Consider the following 18024-nt stretch of genomic DNA (forward strand, 5'->3'; position numbering starts at 1 on the left):
GACAGGCCGTCTGAAAAATCAGAAGCAGGTTTTGCAATGCGAAACCTGCTTCTTTTTTTCAGACGGCCTTTTTACAACCATTCATAGTTTGAAACTATGAAAATTGATGTGTGGTATATAAGAAACAAAACAGACATACAAGGCAAAGCCATTTAGCAAAGGAATAGACGACAAACTAAGCCTGATAACGCTCTCTATATATTGTCATATCTTAACGTTTCTGTTGTTTTTATCAAATTTCAGCACTAGTATATACAGCCTAAACACAATACAAATTAAGCAATACCGGCCATATGCCAGATACGTTTACTTCCTTGTTACTCTCATCAATATCTAAAGAAAATATCATGACAATCGAAAAAGCAATGCGCCCCCCCAATGCGCAATTTGAATTACGACATTTAGAGCAATTACAACCTTCCGTCCTTGAACAAGTAACGATAGGAACGTCGGAAGATGACGTTTATTATGTAACCCTCAGTGACGATACAATCATTGAAAACCCAAATGGCGGCGATGATACGGTTTGCAGCAACGTCAGCTATACCCTTCCAAACCACGTTAAAAACCTTGTTTTGACTGGTACAGCCAACATTTTCGGTGCTGGCAACAACAGCAACAACATCCTCATCGGCAATGAAGGCCGCAACCGCCTCAACAGCGGGCGCGGTGACGACATCGTTTACGGCGGCGGTGGCAACGATGTCATCAATGGTGGCGAAGGCAACGACCTTCTTTTCGGCGAAACAGGCAATGACATCCTCAACGGCGAAGCAGGCAACGATGTGCTTGAAGGTGGCGAAGGCGATGATACCTACCTTTTCTCTGCCAAAAGCGAGCAAGACACCATCATCGACAATCAAGGCCACAACAGCATCCGCTTTCATACTGATCTGAGCCTTAACGATTTAACCGTTGAAGTCCAAAACAACGAAACCGGTGGTAAAGACTGGGTGATTGCCGTAAAAAACAGCAATGCCGTTTTAACCATCAAAAACCAATACACTCAAAACGGTACAACACCGGCAGTCTCCCACTTCATCATTGGCACACAAAAACTGGATGTAAACAACTTTGCCAAATATTTCGATATTTCCCTGACTGAGCATACCGAAAGCGGTCAGACCATCGATGGCAACGACGGCAATGACTACCTGATCGGCACATCCGGCGATGATATTATCGACGGCAAAGCCGATGCCGACATTATGGAAGGTGGTGACGGCAATGACACTTACTACGTTGATGATGTAAAAGACGTGGTGATTGAACAGGCTGGCGGCGGCGAAGACACCGTATTCAGCAGCATTTCCCATACTGCCGCTACCCACGTCGAAAATGTTACCTTGACCGGCTCGGCCAATATTTTTGCCGCCGGCAACAACAGCAATAACATCCTGACCGGTAACGAAGGCCGCAACCGCCTCAACAGCGGACGCGGTGATGATACTGTTTACGGCATGGGTGGCAACGACAACCTCAATGGCGGCGAGGGCAATGATTATCTGGATGGCGGCAACGGCAACGATGTCATCAACGGTGATACAGGCGACGACATTTTGGTGGGCGGCAACGGTAAAGACGTTCTGAAAGGCGGAGCCGGAAACGATACCTATATCTACGGCAACAACGATACCATTATCGACAACCAAGGAATCAATACCCTCAAGTTTTCAGACGGCCTGAGCAATGCCAAGCTCCACCTGAAGACCATTCATAACGATGATGGCAGCCAAAGCTGGGAAATTACTTCCGAACAAGGTTCTGCCCTGATTCAAAACCAAATCGGTGCGGATGGCAGCATTTCCATCGACCGCTTCCAGTTTAACGACCAAACCTACACTGCCGCACAGTTCCAACAAGCCTTCCAACCAGTGAAAGCCGAAACCATTAAATTTGTCGGCACAAACGTCGACGATACCTTGCATGGCAATGCAGGCAACAATGAAATCGACGGCGGCAATGACACCCTCTATGGCCACGACGGCGATGACATCTTGCGCGAACACAGTGCAACCTATTACGGCAACGAACCTGCTTCCGACGATAAACTCTACGGCGGCAACGGTAACGACAAACTCTATGCCCATGTAGGCGCAGACTTACTCGACGGCGGCGCAGGCAATGATTATCTGGAAGGCGGCGAACACAACGATACCTATGTTTTCGGAAAAGGTTACGGTCACGACACCATTTTCGACTACAACTTCGGTTTTGATAGCGAAGCAAGCCTACACAGACTCAACGCTAATGTCGTTAAATTTACCGGCGGCATTACCCTTGACGACCTCGAAATTACCGTTGAAAAAGGTTACGACAAAACCGGGATTGCCGACATACCCGACAGCACTCAATTTGTATCCAATCCCCTGTTGGATGGCGACACATGGCATATCCGCATTAAAGGCACAGACGATGTTTTAACCATCAAAAACCAAAGCGGTATTTATGGTGCAATTTCCGAGTTTCAGTTTGACGGCAATACCTCATACAGCACGGGCGAGCTGATCAACCACTTCAAACTGTCTATCCCGCACATGATCGGCAACACAAACATCGTCCAATACACCGGCCAACCCGTTGATGAACTCAACCGTGATGTGTACAACAACTTCAACCACACCATCCATGCCGATAGCGACAACAGCGATTTAGATTTGTCGCGTTACGCTTCTGTTGTCGAATACAGGGGCAACCGCAGCGATGAAACCATTACTTTGGGCAGAGGCATCAACATCGTCGATACAGCCGACGGCAACGATACCATTACCGACCTGGGTGCCGACAACACCGTTATCATGTTTGGCAGAAACAGCGGCAACGACACCTTCAATCCGTATGGTGGCAGCGATACCCAAGTCCTTTTCAAAGAAGGGATTACGCTGAAAGATTTACAGTTGAAAACCGGCGATGATTGGGTCTTAACCATCAAAGATACAGGCGACACCCTGACCATCCATGACATTGCCAACAATAATGTCGACAGCTTTGTATTCGGAAACGGTAAGAGCTACACCGCCGACGAAATCAGCAAAGCACTGATGACTGAAAATACACAAAACAACGGTATCCTGTAAAACTCAAAGGCCGTCTGAAACCTTAATTCAGACGGCCTTAGTCCTTTGCTGATTTATTTATCGTTCTGCTATATAATTATTCTCATTCGAATTCACAAGAAAGAATAAAAATGGATGCCTTAAATCTCCTAACCACACGTCGCTCTTCCAAAAAACTGACTGCTCCGGCGCCCAATGCCGAGCAACTGGAACAAATGCTGCAAGCGGCAACACAAGTTCCTGATCACGGCAATATGCGCCCTTTCCGCTTTACTGTGATTCAAAGCGAGGCCGGCTTGCAACGTTTCCGCGAGCTGTTGAGCAAGACCGTTACCGAACTCAACTTCGGCGACGATGCCATGAAAAAGGCCGAACGCGTCGGCAACATGGCGCCTATGATTATCGCCGTTACATTCGTACCAAACCGTGAAGTAGCAAAACCCAAACCTGAATGGGAACAAATGTTGACTGCCGGCTGCGCCGCCTATGCTTTACAACTGGCTGCTTCTGCTCAAGGCTTCGACAATGTTTGGATTACGGGCATGTGGGTCAACAGCCCATTGTTGCGCGAAGCATTTGAGTGTGCCGACAAAGACAAAATCATTGGCCTGATGATGATTGGTTCGCCGACCGAAGAAGGAAGCGGCCCGAAAAATACCAACTTAGAATGTTTTACAACTTATTGGTAAAGCCTGAAAATACTAAGGCCGTCTGAAAAACCTGATTTAATGGTTTTCAGACGGCCTTTTTATGTCTCTTGTCAAAATATCAAGCAGGATTCATAAACGCTTCAACTTCTTCCAAAGAAATATCCGCCGTCGCGCCATGACGTGAAGCCACCAATGCACCCAGCGCACAAGCAAAAGCAATGGCTTCTTGAGGAGGCGCATTATTGAGCAGCTTGTAAGTCAAACCGCCAAGGAAGCTGTCGCCGGAGCCAACAGTATCCACCACTTTGACGCGGAAACCGCAATGGCGGTATAACTCGCCGTCCTTATACAAAACTGCGCCATGGCTACCCAAAGTCACACAAAGAATTTTGACGCCGGTCAGCTCAACGAGGTAGCTGATATTTTGCTCGATACTGTGATAAGGAGAGCCGTAAGCCGCAGCCAATTCATACAACTCATCATCGTTGAGTTTGACCATATCGGACTGTTTCATAGTCTCCAACAAGCGGTCAATATCGTAATGAGGCTTACGCAGATTAACGTCAAAAATTTTGAATTTGGCTTCTTTCAGCAAAACAGCCAAACTTTTACGCGAAACTTCATCGCGGGTTGCCAAGCTGCCAAAAACGAAAGCATCGGATTCTGCCACACGTTTAATTGCCGCATCATCAACCGCAATCCTGTCCCACGCGCAAGGGTAAACAATCTCATAAGACGCGCTGCCAGACTTGTCCAAGTGTACTTTCACCAAACTGGTCGCACATTCGTGACAAACCTGCAAATAATCAGTATTGACGTTTTTACTTTGAATTTGACGTAGTAATTCCTCACCATCGGCATCATCGCCGCGACGGCTGATGATGGCAGCATCGATACCCAAAGACTGCAAACGGACAGCAACATTCAAGGGGGCGCCACCCAATACTTTTCCGTTTGGAAAATCGTCCCACAGCACTTCGCCGAAACTGGTTACTTTCATTCTTAACCTTCCTTATTTGAGGTTGATTGGCAGGGTCTGCACTCCCGACAGATTTTTTGCAAATCATGTACTTGTAGTAAAACTCCAGCATCGGGGGCAAAAGTATTATGTTTTAAAATATTGGGACTGACAAGCAATTAAGGGGATATCAGACAATAAACTTGATTCATCACAAAATTATATTGTTCCTATTTTTTCTTTTTCTTTCACATTTGTCCCCTCCTATTTCATTAAAACAAAACATTCTGAAATTTAAATACAAAAGGCCGTCTGAAAACTGATTCAATCAATTTTCAGACGGCCTTTATTGAAGTATTACAGCGATTAAACTACCACTTCTTCTTTTTTCTTCACTTCTTTGGCAATGTTCTCACGACTCAAGCCAAACATCAGCAAGAGCGGACTGGCAACCAATACGGAAGAGTAAATACCGAACACAATACCGATGGTCAGCGCCATAGAGAAACCGTGCAAGGCTGCACCGCCGAACACCAGCATAGAAACAACCATTGCCTCGGTCGAACCGTGGGTAATGATGGTACGGCTCATGGTTGCAGTAATCGCGTTGTCGATAACTTCTGGCACAGTGTGGCCGCGCATATGCGGCTTACGGAAGTTTTCACGAATACGGTCAAACACAACCACAGATTCGTTCACGGAATAACCCAAAACTGCCAAAATACCTGCCAAGACAGTCAGAGAGAATTCCCATTGGAAGAAGGCAAAACAGCCGAGAATAATCACGATATCGTGCATATTCGCAATAATCGCGGACACTGCAAAACGCCACTCAAAACGCATGGACAAGTAAATAATGATACCTGCCACTACGAAGCCTAATGCCATCAACCCATTGGTAACCAATTCTTCACCAACCTGAGGGCCGATGAATTCAACTTGGCGCAAGGTAACGTCAGGATTGTCTTTTTTCAGCAAATCCATTACTTGGTTGGACAGCTGGGCAGACGTTACGCCTTCTTTGTTCGGCAGGCGAATCATGATGTGCTTGTTCGTACCCAATGCCTGAACCTGTACATCACCCATTTTCAGCGTATCGAGGCGTTCGCGCGTTTTATTCACATCCACGCCCTGCTGATATTGGACTTCCATTACCGTACCGCCGGTAAATTCGACGGAGAAATTCAGGCCTTTGGTTACCAAAAAGAACACGGCGGCGATAAACGTAACCAACGAAATAAAGGTCGTCAGTTTGCCGTAGCTCATAAACGGAATATCGCGTTTGATTTTAAATAATTCCATGTTTTACTCCTTGCCTTCTGCCATTTCAGCTTTCGGCTTCCATACCGCACCAATGGAAATATTCCGCAATTTGCGACGGCGACCGTACCACAGGTTGACCAAAGCACGGAACACGACCACAGACGAGTACATCGAGGTCAGAATACCGATACAGTGTACAACGGCGAAACCGCGTACAGGACCGGAACCGAATACCAACAAAGCAATACCAGCAATCAGAGAGGTCAAGTTAGAGTCGACAATGGTTGCCCAAGCATGTTGGAAACCGAGGTTGATGGCCTGTTGAGGTGGTATGCCTCCGCGTAATTCTTCACGGATACGCTCGTTAATCAATACGTTAGAGTCAATCGCCATACCCAATGTCAATGCCAACGCGGCAATACCCGGCAGGGTCAGCGTTGCCTGCATGGCAGACAAAATACCTACCAAGAACAAGATATTGGTACTCAAAGCGATGGTAGAGAAGAAACCCATCAGGCGGTAGTAAACCACCATAAACGCAGCAACAGCGGCAAAGCCCCACAAAGTGGAATTGAAACCTTTTTCAATGTTTTCTTTACCCAAAGACGGACCGATGGTACGTTCTTCAACAATTTGCATAGGCGCAGCCAGCGAGCCGGCACGCAGCAACAATGAAGTATCGTTGGCTTCGGCAGTTGTCATGCTGCCGGAAATTTCTACACGACCACCGGTAATGGCGGAGCGGATGACAGGCGCGGTCACGACTTCGGATTTACCTTGGTCAATCAACACCATAGCCATACGTTTACCCACATTGGCCGAAGTCAATTCGCCAAAAATGCTGCCACCTGCGCTGTCCAAGCTCAGGCTCACAGCAGGCGCGCCCATTTGGTCAAAGCTAGGTTGCGCGTCGTTGATGTTGTCGCCGGTCAGTTCAACTTGTTTGTTGACCAAAATAGTTTCCGGATGATCGCCACCGCTTGACAGTAACTCATAACCAGTCGGTACATTACCGTTTAAGGCTTCTTGAAGTTTAATCGGATCGTCTTCCACCATGCGTACTTCCAAAGTCGCGGTACGACCGATAATGTCTTTGGCTTTGGCAGTATCTTGCACGCCCGGCAGCTGTACAACAATGCGGTCAAGACCGGATTGTTGGATAACCGGTTCTGCCACACCCAATTCGTTCACACGGTTGTGCAAAGTGTTGATGTTTTGTTTCACTGCATCAGAGCGTACTTTATTGATCGCCTCTTCAGACAGAGTCAGCACGATATTGTTGCCGTCCGCAAGCAAAGTGGCTTCAGGAAACATCTTTTGCAACTGAGGCAAGGCCTTTTGTACATCGGCGGCATCTTGCAGAGGCACAGTCAGACCATTTTCAGCCTGATGCACCGTACCGGTACGGATTTTTTCGCGGCGCAATTCGCGGCGGATGTCGCCGGCGTAACGTTCAAACGTTTTCTGCATCGCGGCTTTCATGTCCACCTGCATGGTGAAATGCACGCCGCCACGCAAGTCCAAACCCAAGAACATCGGATTGGCTTTAATTTTCGCCATCCACTCAGGACTGTCCGCCAAAAGGTTGAGCGCGGTAATATAGCCTTCGCCCAAAGTGTTTTCAATGACATCACGCGCTTTCAGTTGCGTTTCAGTATCTTTAAAACGCACTTTCAGCGAGTTATCGACAATGAACATACCGTCAGTCTGAATACCTGCGCTTTGCAACGCAGAAGACACTTTAGACTGGGTTTGCTCATTGATAACGATGGCTTGTCGGTTGGTCGATACCTGTACCGCAGGCGTTTCACCGAAAAGGTTGGGCAGCGAATAAACAGCCGCAACCACAATCGTGAACGCAATCAGCAGGTATTTCCATAAAGGATAACGGTTCATGGTAAACCTTTGCTTTATTTATAAAGGCAAACAGCCGCACTCGGAAAATGAGGCGGCTTTTCGCAAAAAAACGGATTATTCGGCTTTCGCGGCAATCGCGTTGCGTTCCACTTCTACTTCGATTCTCGCACCTTGGCCGATGTCGACAGTGTAGAATTGCTCGCCGACTTTGGTCACGCGGCCTTTGAAACCTGCAGCCAAAACGACTTTATCGCCTACTTTCAAAGCAGCCAGCATAGCTTGATGTGCTTTGAATTTCTTTTGTTGAGGACGCATAATCAGGAAGTAAAACACCACCATAATCAACAGTAAAGGGGCAAATTGAGCCACAGCTTGATTCATAATATATCCGTTCTTTTGAGTTTTAAGATAAAGTAAAAAACTGCATACAGTCCAAAACGCAGTTGGTCGGACTGTAAAATTGAGCTATTCTAAAGGCCGTCTGAAAAATTTCCAAGCATTTCCGTATTTATTAACCATATTTAGCAGTCCGTGCGACTCGTTCGATACACACTTTCCATGCTTAAAAAAATCATTTGGCGCGTGCGTACCCTGCTGCGTCGACTACTCGGCAAAAATGCCCGCACCGTATGGATTTCCCATCCGATATTTCTGCAGCACCAGCCGGGACCCAACCATCCCGACAGGCCCGAACGCATCAGCGCCATTCAAACCGCCTTAAAACAAGAAGGCATTTGGCGTCGCCTGCAAACCACCGAAGCACCGGAAATCAAAGATGCGCAGCTGGCATTGGTCCACTCGCGCAACTATCTGCACGAGTTGGAAGCCGCCCAGCCGCTCCCCGGTAAAATCCACCGTATCGACGACGATACCGTCATCTGCCACGACTCCCTCCAAGCCGCCCGTTTTGCGGCCGGAGCCGTTGTCAAGGCAGTCGATATGGTGATGAACAAAAAGGCCTGGCATGCTTTTTGCGCCATCCGCCCACCCGGCCACCATGCCCACAGCAACAGCGCCGGCGGATTTTGCCTGATCAACAACGTTGCCGCCGGCGTGATGCACGCCATTGCCCAATACCGCTTGCAACGCATCGCCGTCATCGATTTCGACGTCCACTTCGGCGATGGAACGGCGGAGATTCTCCAAGACGATCCGCGCGTGATGTTTTTCAACCTGTTTGAAACCGACATCTTCCCCTTCCCTCAGGCGGAACAATACGCCGGCAATAAGAATATGCTGCATACGCCCCTCAAACCGGGCACAGGCAGCCGTATCTTCCGCACGACCATCCGCGAACAATGGCTGCCCAAGCTCACGGCCTTCCGCCCCGAGTTGGTGTTGCTTTCAGCCGGTTTTGACGGGCACAAACAAGACGAAACAGGCCGTCTGAACCTGCATGAAGCCGATTTTGCCTGGTTGACGCACAAAATCGTCCAAGCAACGGCAAGCTGTCAAGGACGTGTCGTTTCCGTACTGGAGGGCGGATATACCTTGGAATCCATGTCTAAATCCGCCGCCGCCCACATCCGCGTATTGGCGGGCTTAAGCAAGGCCGACTACGTCATCGCCTACCAAAAGCATCTAAAGCGCGGCAAAAGTAATAATCCTACACTATAACGCATTCAAACTATTGCCCCAGGCCGTTTGAAAACAGATTATCCATTTCAGACGGCCTTTTTTTTCATTTACAAACTTTAATTTGAGCAAAGACAAACCATTTCCATATTATCAGTAGTAAAATAACAAACATAAAACATATCAATAAAAACATTTCACACGCCACACTGCTTCCCTTTCCCTAATTGACCGTCTTTTTCAGACGGCCTCCACTTAAAAAAAGGAGCGTTACAATGAAAGCAGCACGTTTTTATAACAAAGGCGACATCCGCATCGAAGACATTCCCGAGCCAACCGTAGCTCCGGGTACTGTCGGCATCAATGTTGCTTGGTGCGGTATCTGCGGTACAGACCTGCATGAATTCATGGAAGGCCCGATTTTCATTCCGCCTTGCGGCCACCCACACCCAATCTCTGGCGAGTCTGCGCCAGTTACCATGGGTCACGAGTTCTCCGGCGTGGTTTATGCCGTAGGCGAAGGCGTGGACGACATCAAAGTCGGCCAACACGTTGTTGTCGAACCCTACATCATCCGCGACGACGTACCGACCGGCGAAGGCAGCAACTACCACCTCTCCAAAGACATGAACTTCATCGGCTTGGGCGGCTGCGGTGGCGGCTTGTCTGAAAAAATTGCCGTTAAACGCCGTTGGGTACACCCTATTTCCGACAAAATCCCATTGGACCAAGCTGCTTTGATTGAGCCTCTGTCTGTCGGCCACCATGCTTATGTACGCAGTGGCGCGAAAGAAGGCGATGTGGCATTGGTTGGCGGCGCAGGCCCAATCGGTTTGCTGTTGGCTGCCGTATTGAAAGCCAAAGGTATCAAAGTCATCATCACCGAATTGAGCAAAGCACGTAAAGACAAAGCACGCGAAGCCGGCGTTGCCGACTACATCCTCGACCCATCTGAAGTCGATGTCGTTGAAGAAGTGAAAAAACTGACCAACGGCGAAGGCGTAGACGTTGCATTCGAATGCACCAGCGTCAACAAAGTGCTGGACACCATGGTCGAAGCATGCCGTCCGACTGCGAAAGTCGTCATCGTATCCATTTGGAGCCACCCCGCTACCATCAACGTCCACAGCGTTGTGATGAAAGAGCTGGACGTGCGCGGCACCATCGCCTACTGCAACGACCACGCCGAAACCATCAAATTGGTTGAAGAAGGCAAAATCAACCTTGAGCCTTTCATCACCCAACGCATCAAACTGGACGAATTGATTTCCGAAGGCTTCGAGCGCTTGATCCACAACAACGAATCCGCGGTAAAAATCATTGTCAATCCTAATCTTTAATCCTAAGGTTTAAAGAATAAACAGGCCGTCTGAAACTTTTCAGACGGCCTGTGTACTTGATAAATTCCCGAATGGCCCAATCCTCTGCCAACCATTCACTTATCAAGAGCAAAATCTCATGAACCCAAAATACGCCCCACTCTTCCAAACATACACCCTCAATAACGGCGTAACTATCAAAAACCGCCTTGTCGTCGCCCCCATGACCCATTTCGGCTCACAAGCCGACGGTTTGATCAGCGACCAAGAGCGTACCTTCCTCAGCAACCGCGCAGGCGATATGGGCTTGTTTATCACTGCCGCCACTTTGGTTCAAAAAGACGGCAAAGCCTTTCACGGCCAACCTGAAGCCACAGGCGAACACTGCCTCGACAGCCTGAAAGAAACTGCACAAATCCTGCAACAACAAGGCGCAAAAGCGATTTTGCAAATCCATCACGGCGGTGCCAAAGCCATTGATGACCTTTTGGACGGTCTCGACAAAATCAGCGCTTCCGCCAGCGAAGCTGAACACGCACGCGAAGCGACCGCAGAAGAAGTTGAAGCACTCATCGCCTCTTATGCGCAAGCCGCCGATTTGGCACTTCGTGCCGGTTTTGACGGCGTGGAAATCCACGGTGCGAACGGCTATCTGATCCAACAGTTTTACTCTGCCCAAAGCAACCGCCGCAACGACCAATGGGGCGGCAGCTTGGAAAACAGAATGCGCTTCCCTCTGGCCGTGATCGATGCCGTGGTTGCCGTCCGTGAAAAACACCAGCGCAACGACTTCATCATCGGCTACCGCTTCTCCCCCGAAGAGCCGGGCGACGACGGCTTAACCATGACCGAAACCGGCGCACTGATTGACGCATTGGTACAAAAACCGCTGCAATATCTGCACGTTTCCTTGTGGGAATTTGATAAAAAAATCCGTCGCGGCGGCGATGCCGCCCAAACCCGTATGCAGTTTATCCACGAACGCATCAACGGCAAACTGCCGCTTATCGGCGTGGGCAACCTGTTTACCGCCGACCAAATTTTGGCCGCCTATGAAACCGGCTGGGCAGAATTTATCGCATTGGGCAAAACCGTAATGATTAATCCGCACATCGCCACGCAAATCCGTGAAGGCCGCGAAGATGAAATCGAAACGCAACTCGATCCGACGCGCGCCGACCATTACGGCCTCCCAGACACCTTGTGGGGATTTGCCTCCAGCGGTACGCAATCATGGCTGCCGCCGGTAAAAGGCGCAGAATGGAAACCGATGGATATTTAATCATCGATTCATAAACAAAGGCCGTCTGAAACTTTTCAGACGGCCTTTGTTTGGGTACAAACATTGAATTATCAAGCATTTTTTTGTACAATTCCGCATCTTTCAATCTATTGCAGGGCGTGTTGCACACGCCCTTATTTTAGCCTGTTTTCCAACACCCATATCCTTCAGGCCGTCTGAAAAAGCGGCCTGAAACTTTTTGCAAAGAAAACCATGTCCCAAGAAATCCTCGACCAAGTGCGCCGCCGCCGCACGTTTGCCATCATCTCCCACCCCGACGCGGGTAAAACCACGCTGACTGAAAAACTCTTGCTGTTTTCAGGTGCGATTCAGAGCGCGGGTACGGTAAAAGGCAAGAAAACCGGCAAATTCGCCACCTCAGACTGGATGGACATCGAGAAGCAGCGCGGCATTTCCGTGGCCTCGTCTGTAATGCAGTTCGACTACAAAGACCATACTGTCAACCTCTTGGACACGCCGGGACACCAAGACTTCTCCGAAGATACCTACCGCGTATTGACCGCCGTCGACAGCGCCTTGATGGTCATCGACGCGGCAAAAGGCGTGGAAGCGCAAACCATCAAACTCTTGAACGTCTGCCGCCTACGTAATACGCCGATTGTAACGTTCATGAACAAATACGACCGCGAAGTGCGCGATTCGCTGGAACTCTTGGACGAAGTAGAAAACATCCTGCAAATCCGCTGCGCGCCCGTTACTTGGCCGATCGGCATGGGCAAGAACTTCAAAGGCGTGTACCACATCCTGAACGATGAAATCTATCTCTTCGACGCCGGCGGCGAACGTCTGCCACACGAGTTCGACATCATCAAAGGCATCGACAATCCCGAATTGGAACAACGCTTTCCATTGGAAATCCAGCAGTTGCGCGACGAAATCGAATTGGTACAGGCGGCTTCCAACGAGTTTAATCTCGACGAATTCCTCGCCGGCGAACTCACGCCCGTGTTCTTCGGCTCGGCGATTAACAACTTCGGTATTCAGGAAATCCTCAATTCATTGATTGAATGGGCGCCTGCGCCGAAACCGCGCGACGCGACCGTACGCATGGTCGAACCGGACGAGCCGAAGTTCTCCGGATTTATCTTCAAAATCCAAGCCAATATGGACCCGAAACACCGCGACCGCATCGCCTTCTTGCGCGTCTGCTCCGGCAAATTCGAGCGCGGCATGAAAATGAAACACCTGCGCATCAACCGCGAAATCGCCGCCTCCAGCGTGGTAACCTTCATGTCGCACGACCGTGAGCTGGTGGAAGAAGCCTACGCCGGCGACATCATCGGTATCCCGAACCACGGCAACATCCAAATCGGTGACAGCTTCTCCGAAGGCGAACAACTGGCGTTCACCGGCATCCCATTCTTCGCGCCGGAACTGTTCCGCAGTGTGCGTATCAAAAACCCGCTGAAAATCAAGCAACTGCAAAAAGGTTTGCAACAGCTTGGCGAAGAAGGCGCGGTACAGGTTTTCAAACCGATGAGCGGCGCGGATTTGATTTTGGGCGCGGTCGGCGTATTGCAGTTTGAAGTCGTTACCTCGCGCCTCGCCAATGAATACGGCGTAGAAGCCGTGTTCGACAGCGCATCCATCTGGTCGGCGCGCTGGGTATCGTGCGAAGACAAGAAAAAGCTGGCAGAATTTGAAAAAGCCAATGCAGGCAATTTGTCGATAGACGCAGGCGGCAACCTCGCCTACCTCGCGCCTAACCGTGTCAACCTGAATCTGACACAAGAACGCTGGCCGGACATCGTGTTCCACGAAACACGCGAGCATTCGGTTAAACTGTAAAACGCAAAGGCCGTCTGAAACATTCAGACGGCCTTTTTTTCATTCGATATCAACCCAATAAATCCCAAGCAAACTTCCCAATGGTCAGGCACAGCAGCAACATAAATCCGTAACGCAGCTCAAATATTGTCTTATTTTAGCTTTTAGTACCTCACCAAACATTTTCGGAATAAATGTTTACTTTAACCTTAGGTCAAAGTTTATAATTTGTGCTCCTTCAGTTATCACATAGGCGAAAAACATGAAAAAACTTATGACTTTTATCACACTTAGCGCTGTTGCAATTTCAAATTATGCCCAAGCTAATGAACAATCGCATCAAGCACACATGAATATGCCAATGTCGACAGATTCTGCAATGCAACAAGAATTAATGCAAGGTATGAATCAAATGAATCAAGACATGATGGCAGCTGCGCAATATAAAGATCCTGATGTTGCTTTTGCAGCAGGTATGTTGCCACACCATATTGGCGCAGTAAAAATGGCGGAAGTTGAATTAAAATACGGAAAGGATCCTGAGATGCGTAAGCTTGCTGAGGATATTATTAACGCACAACAAGCGGAAATTGAACAAATGCAAAAATGGCTTAAAGCACACAACAAAAAAAGCTCCGTAAAATGATCTGACCCCAAAAGTTAGACTGATTTAGTTCAAGGACTGAGTTCTGTAATTCACAGAGCTCAGTCCTTTTAGTTTCCCCTGAATGCGCTCATGGTTGTAATAATGAATGTACTCATGAATCGTTTTTTCCAGTTGTTAGAACGTCTCAAATCATTTACCGTAATAACATTCCATTTTTAATCGTCCAATTGATGACCTTTGCCGAAGCGTTGGCCGCTAAAAAATCATAGCCGTAAAAGCGGACGAACACAAAAGCCAGCAGGCTGCCCGTCCCCGGCCCGAACACGCCGTCGTAAAACCCGATTAATGCGCCGAAAAACAAGCCCCATAAGGTTTCACGGCGCGTCAGCTTTTCAGTGCGCGCCGTCTGCCCCAAGTCTTTTTTCAAAAAAGTGTACAGGCACATGGCAATCATGGTGACCAACATTGCCGGTTTCATGTATTGCACAGGAAAATACACCACCGTTTTCGCGCCCAAATATGAAGCGGCAAATGCCAACGCCGCGGCAGGCAGCAGCATTTTCCACGGCACGGGGATTCGGCGCAGATATTGCCCCGTCGCGGTCAACGTGCCGCAGCAGGAAGCAAATTTATTGACACCCATCACCGAGGCCACAGGCATGGTATTTGGCAATAGGTTGAACAATCCGGGAATCTGCAACAGCCCGCCGCCGCCAACCGCCGCATCCATCAGCCCTGCGGCAAAGCCGACCAACACCAGATAATAAAAAAACGAATCTGCAAACATAATGTCCATCTCTAAAAAGCAAAGCGATTTTGCGCGTGTTTACCTGTTCTGACAACCTACAAGGCCGTCTGAAAAACAAGGAACGATATTCTGTTTTCAGACGGCCTTTCTTTTTAAATTCAGCCACTCAAATTGCAGCTTAAAAACTTTTCCATTAAAATGCCGCCCCTTATCTTTCCTACACACAACACATTTTATGGAACATTCCACTCCAACCAAACGCACAGCCCACGATCGAATGGACATCTTCGCGCATTTCATTTTCGCCAGCCGCTGGCTGCAACTGCCGATTTATATAGGCTTGATTATCGCCCAAGTCATTTATGCCTGTAAGTTCCTCAAATCCTTGTGGCACTTGGTATCCAATTTCAGCATCATGGATGAAAACACCATCATGATCGCCGTATTGAACCTGATTGATGTCGTGATGATTGCCAACCTGCTGACCATGGTCATTGTCGGCGGCTACGAGACCTTCGTTTCCCGCCTCCGAGTTGACGAGCATCCCGACCAGCCCGAATGGCTCAGCCATGTCAATGCTTCGGTTTTGAAGGTTAAGCTATCGATGTCCATCATCAGCATTTCCTCCATCCATCTGCTGCAAACCTTCCTCAACGCCGCCAATCTGTCGGAAAAACAAATCATGTGGCAATGTATTACCCACATCTGTTTCCTGATTTCCGCGCTTGCCATGGCTTTAACGGACAAAATCGTGTACAGCACGACGCATAAAGCGCATTGATAAAAAGCAATCAAAAGGCCGTCTGAAATGTTTCAGACGGCCTTTTATTATTTGGCAATGTTTACAGCTTATTGCTTACGCTTGTCCCACCAAGCAAACAAGTTACCCAAAACCGTTCCCGATACGGAGTGCCAAACGCAGGCAACGGCGGCGGCAACGGCAGACTCGGCATTACCGGGGAAGAATTTGGCGCTCAAACCAGTCGCAAGTCCGGCGTTTTGTACGCCGACTTCGATGGCAAGGGTGCGTTTTTTAGCGGTGTTCATGCCGGTCAGCGCGCCACTGTAATAGCCGAGGATGTAGCCACCGATGTTGTGGGCAGCGATGGCAAGTACCATCACGAAGGCGGATTCGGCGAAACGGTGACCGTGAACGGCAGCAACGCCGCCGACGATGCAAGCAAACGCGACAACGGCAACGGCAGGCATAATCGCTCGCACGTCTTCAAACCAATATTTTTTATGCAGTAATATATTGGCGGCAGAGCCGATAACAACGGGCAACAGGGTAACGAGCAACATAAATTTGAACATGCCCCAGCCGTCCATTTCGACGGTTTGACCGACCAAATAAGTCATCCACAGCGGCGTCATCACAGGAGCGAGGACGGTGGAAACCGTGGTCATGCCGACCGAAAAGGCGACATCGCCTTTAGCCAAAAAACTCATGATATTGGACGAAACGCCGCCCGGGCAGGTGCCGACCAAAACCAAACCCAGCGTCAATCCGGGCGAGAGGTCAAAGGCTCTGGCAATACCGATAGCGAGCAGGGGCATAATCGTGTATTGGGCGATTGCGCCGATAAAAATATCGAGCGGACGTTGTGCCAGAATTTGATAATCTTCTTTACCCAAAGTCATGCCCATGCCGAGCATGATGATGCCGAGTACGACGACTTGCGTATCGCCTTTTACCCACGAAAAAGTGGCAGGTTCGATAAAGGCGATAATGGAGGCAAGGACGATAATCAAGGCGGTGAAGCGGGTCATTTGCCGACTGATAGCGGTCAGAAAGTTCATGTTTTTACTCCTTTGTATGTTTTTATCATGACAATAATTACCATAATTTAACACATGTTAACCCTTATGCGCAATTACAGTAACGAAACAGGAAATCCATCATCCAATAATGTTTAAAAACAAACCACACTGACTCCACCCAATATCAACACAAAGGCCGTCTGAAACTTTTCAGACGGCCTTGTTTTATCCGTTCGTTATCGATTTATTCGATATTTTGAACCTGTTCGCGCATTTGTTCGATTAAGACTTTCAGTTCAACCGAAGCTTGCGTGCATTCGGCAGCGATGGCCTTACTGCCCAAAGTGTTGGCTTCACGGTTCAACTCTTGCATCAAGAAATCCAAACGTTTGCCTGCGCTGCCCTTGCCTTCGGTAACGATGCGACGCACTTCGGCGATATGGGTGCGCAAACGGCTGAATTCCTCATCCACATCGGATTTTTGGATGAATAAAGCAAATTCCTGTTGCAAACGGTCGTTGTCGATATTGCCGACGGCTTCTGCCAAACGGGCTTTGACTTTGTCCATATGCGCCTGCAGCAGGCTTGGGAACAGTTCGTTCAAAGCATCCACAATCTCTTCCATGCCGTCCAGACGTTGCAGCAGGTGTTCGCCCAGTTTTTTGCCTTCGCGTTTGCGGGCGGCTGTAAACTCTTTCAACGCGCCGGTCAATAAATCTTTGACACCTTTCGCCAAGGCCTCGGAGTCTTCGCTCTGGCCTGCCAAAACGCCGGGAAAACGCAAAACATCGGCCACGCTCAATTTGGCAAAATCATGTTCCTTGCGCCAAGTTTTGTTCAAATGCGCCAGTTGGGCAACCAAATCCTGATTGACTTCCAAAGTCTGGCCGCCCAAAGCCACATCTTGCAGCTGAACACGGCATTCCAGTTTACCGCGCGCCACAGCCGAGGCAATCTGTTCGCGCAATGCGCCTTCCAAATAGCGCAACTCTTCCGGCATACGGAATTGGACATCCAAATAACGATGGTTGACCGCGCGGATTTCCAAATTAATCCGTTTGCCTCCGCATTCGCCTGCGGCATTGGCAAAGCCGGTCATGCTGTGGATTTGAATAGTTCGTCTTGTAGCCATGGTTTTACTCCGTTTCCAAATACGAGTG

Annotated in this window: 14 protein-coding genes and 2 pseudogenes; 8 read left to right on the forward strand and 8 right to left on the reverse strand. The window is 48.9% G+C overall.

The features are described 5' to 3' along the window. The first annotated feature begins 347 nt into the window (after positions 1-347). The gene (locus ACTHRE_RS03645; protein ID WP_440344840.1) at positions 348-3077 is read left to right on the forward strand and encodes a calcium-binding protein; all 2730 of its coding nucleotides are present in this window, start codon (positions 348-350) and stop codon (positions 3075-3077) included. 110 nt (positions 3078-3187) lie between these two features. Then, the gene (locus tag ACTHRE_RS03650; protein WP_107868077.1) at positions 3188-3745 is read left to right on the forward strand and encodes a nitroreductase family protein; all 558 of its coding nucleotides are present in this window, start codon (positions 3188-3190) and stop codon (positions 3743-3745) included. A gap of 79 nt (positions 3746-3824) precedes the next feature. Here the strand turns inward: ACTHRE_RS03650 and ACTHRE_RS03655 are convergent, their stop codons facing one another. The 4 genes from ACTHRE_RS03655 to yajC all read right to left on the reverse strand — a co-directional run bounded on the left by ACTHRE_RS03655 (position 3825) and on the right by yajC (position 8165). Then, a complete protein-coding gene (locus ACTHRE_RS03655) occupies positions 3825-4706 on the reverse strand; it encodes a carbohydrate kinase family protein (RefSeq protein WP_107868076.1) in 882 nt (293 codons plus the stop codon). 324 nt (positions 4707-5030) lie between these two features. Continuing rightward, the gene (gene secF / locus ACTHRE_RS03660) at positions 5031-5966 is read right to left on the reverse strand and encodes a protein translocase subunit SecF (protein WP_003686183.1); all 936 of its coding nucleotides are present in this window, start codon (positions 5964-5966) and stop codon (positions 5031-5033) included. A 3-nt stretch (positions 5967-5969) separates the two neighbouring features. Beyond that, a complete protein-coding gene (secD, locus tag ACTHRE_RS03665) occupies positions 5970-7823 on the reverse strand; it encodes a protein translocase subunit SecD (protein WP_070461343.1) in 1854 nt (617 codons plus the stop codon). Positions 7824-7898: 75 nt separating this feature from the next. Then, the gene (yajC, locus tag ACTHRE_RS03670) at positions 7899-8165 is read right to left on the reverse strand and encodes a preprotein translocase subunit YajC (protein ID WP_003678762.1); all 267 of its coding nucleotides are present in this window, start codon (positions 8163-8165) and stop codon (positions 7899-7901) included. Positions 8166-8342: 177 nt separating this feature from the next. Between yajC and ACTHRE_RS03675 the strand changes: the two genes are divergently transcribed. The 5 genes from ACTHRE_RS03675 (at position 8343) to copM (ending at position 14394) form a co-directional block, all read left to right on the forward strand. Further along, positions 8343-9401, forward strand: coding sequence for a histone deacetylase family protein (locus ACTHRE_RS03675; RefSeq protein WP_440344841.1), 1059 nt, complete (start codon positions 8343-8345; stop codon positions 9399-9401). 233 nt (positions 9402-9634) lie between these two features. After that, the gene (locus ACTHRE_RS03680) at positions 9635-10699 is read left to right on the forward strand and encodes a 2,3-butanediol dehydrogenase (RefSeq protein WP_003745670.1); all 1065 of its coding nucleotides are present in this window, start codon (positions 9635-9637) and stop codon (positions 10697-10699) included. A gap of 118 nt (positions 10700-10817) precedes the next feature. Beyond that, the gene (locus tag ACTHRE_RS03685) at positions 10818-11960 is read left to right on the forward strand and encodes an NADH-dependent flavin oxidoreductase (protein WP_070645474.1); all 1143 of its coding nucleotides are present in this window, start codon (positions 10818-10820) and stop codon (positions 11958-11960) included. A gap of 213 nt (positions 11961-12173) precedes the next feature. Next, positions 12174-13769, forward strand: a complete 1596-nt coding sequence (locus ACTHRE_RS03690; RefSeq protein ID WP_070645472.1) for a peptide chain release factor 3 — start codon at positions 12174-12176, stop codon at positions 13767-13769. Positions 13770-14010: 241 nt separating this feature from the next. Next, positions 14011-14394 carry a CopM family metallochaperone gene (gene copM, locus ACTHRE_RS03695; protein ID WP_070504502.1) on the forward strand — a complete coding sequence of 128 codons (384 nt, stop codon included), beginning with the start codon at positions 14011-14013 and terminating at the stop codon, positions 14392-14394. 24 nt (positions 14395-14418) lie between these two features. Here the strand turns inward: copM and ACTHRE_RS03700 are convergent. Next, positions 14419-14589: pseudogene (locus tag ACTHRE_RS03700) on the reverse strand (IS3 family transposase); the annotation flags it as partial. Then, positions 14576-15142, reverse strand: a pseudogene (locus ACTHRE_RS03705) (sulfite exporter TauE/SafE family protein); the annotation flags it as partial. The pseudogenes ACTHRE_RS03700 and ACTHRE_RS03705, both read right to left, overlap by 14 nt. Positions 15143-15338: 196 nt before the next feature. Here ACTHRE_RS03705 and ACTHRE_RS03710 point away from each other — a divergent pair. Further along, the gene (locus tag ACTHRE_RS03710; protein ID WP_070504505.1) at positions 15339-15884 is read left to right on the forward strand and encodes a TIGR00645 family protein; all 546 of its coding nucleotides are present in this window, start codon (positions 15339-15341) and stop codon (positions 15882-15884) included. Between the two features lie 68 nt (positions 15885-15952). Here the strand turns inward: ACTHRE_RS03710 and ACTHRE_RS03715 are convergent, their stop codons facing one another. After that, on the reverse strand, positions 15953-16903 hold the full coding sequence (locus ACTHRE_RS03715; protein WP_440344842.1) for a bile acid:sodium symporter family protein: 951 nt from the start codon (positions 16901-16903) through the stop codon (positions 15953-15955). A 205-nt stretch (positions 16904-17108) separates the two neighbouring features. After that, positions 17109-17996: a YicC/YloC family endoribonuclease gene (locus ACTHRE_RS03720; protein WP_377072117.1), complete on the reverse strand. Its 888-nt coding sequence runs from the start codon at positions 17994-17996 to the stop codon at positions 17109-17111. Positions 17997-18024: the final 28 nt, after the last annotated feature.

Origin of the sequence: Neisseria sp. P0001.S007 (assembly GCF_051963655.1) — a bacterium.
Lineage (GTDB): Bacteria > Pseudomonadota > Gammaproteobacteria > Burkholderiales > Neisseriaceae > Neisseria > Neisseria subflava_A.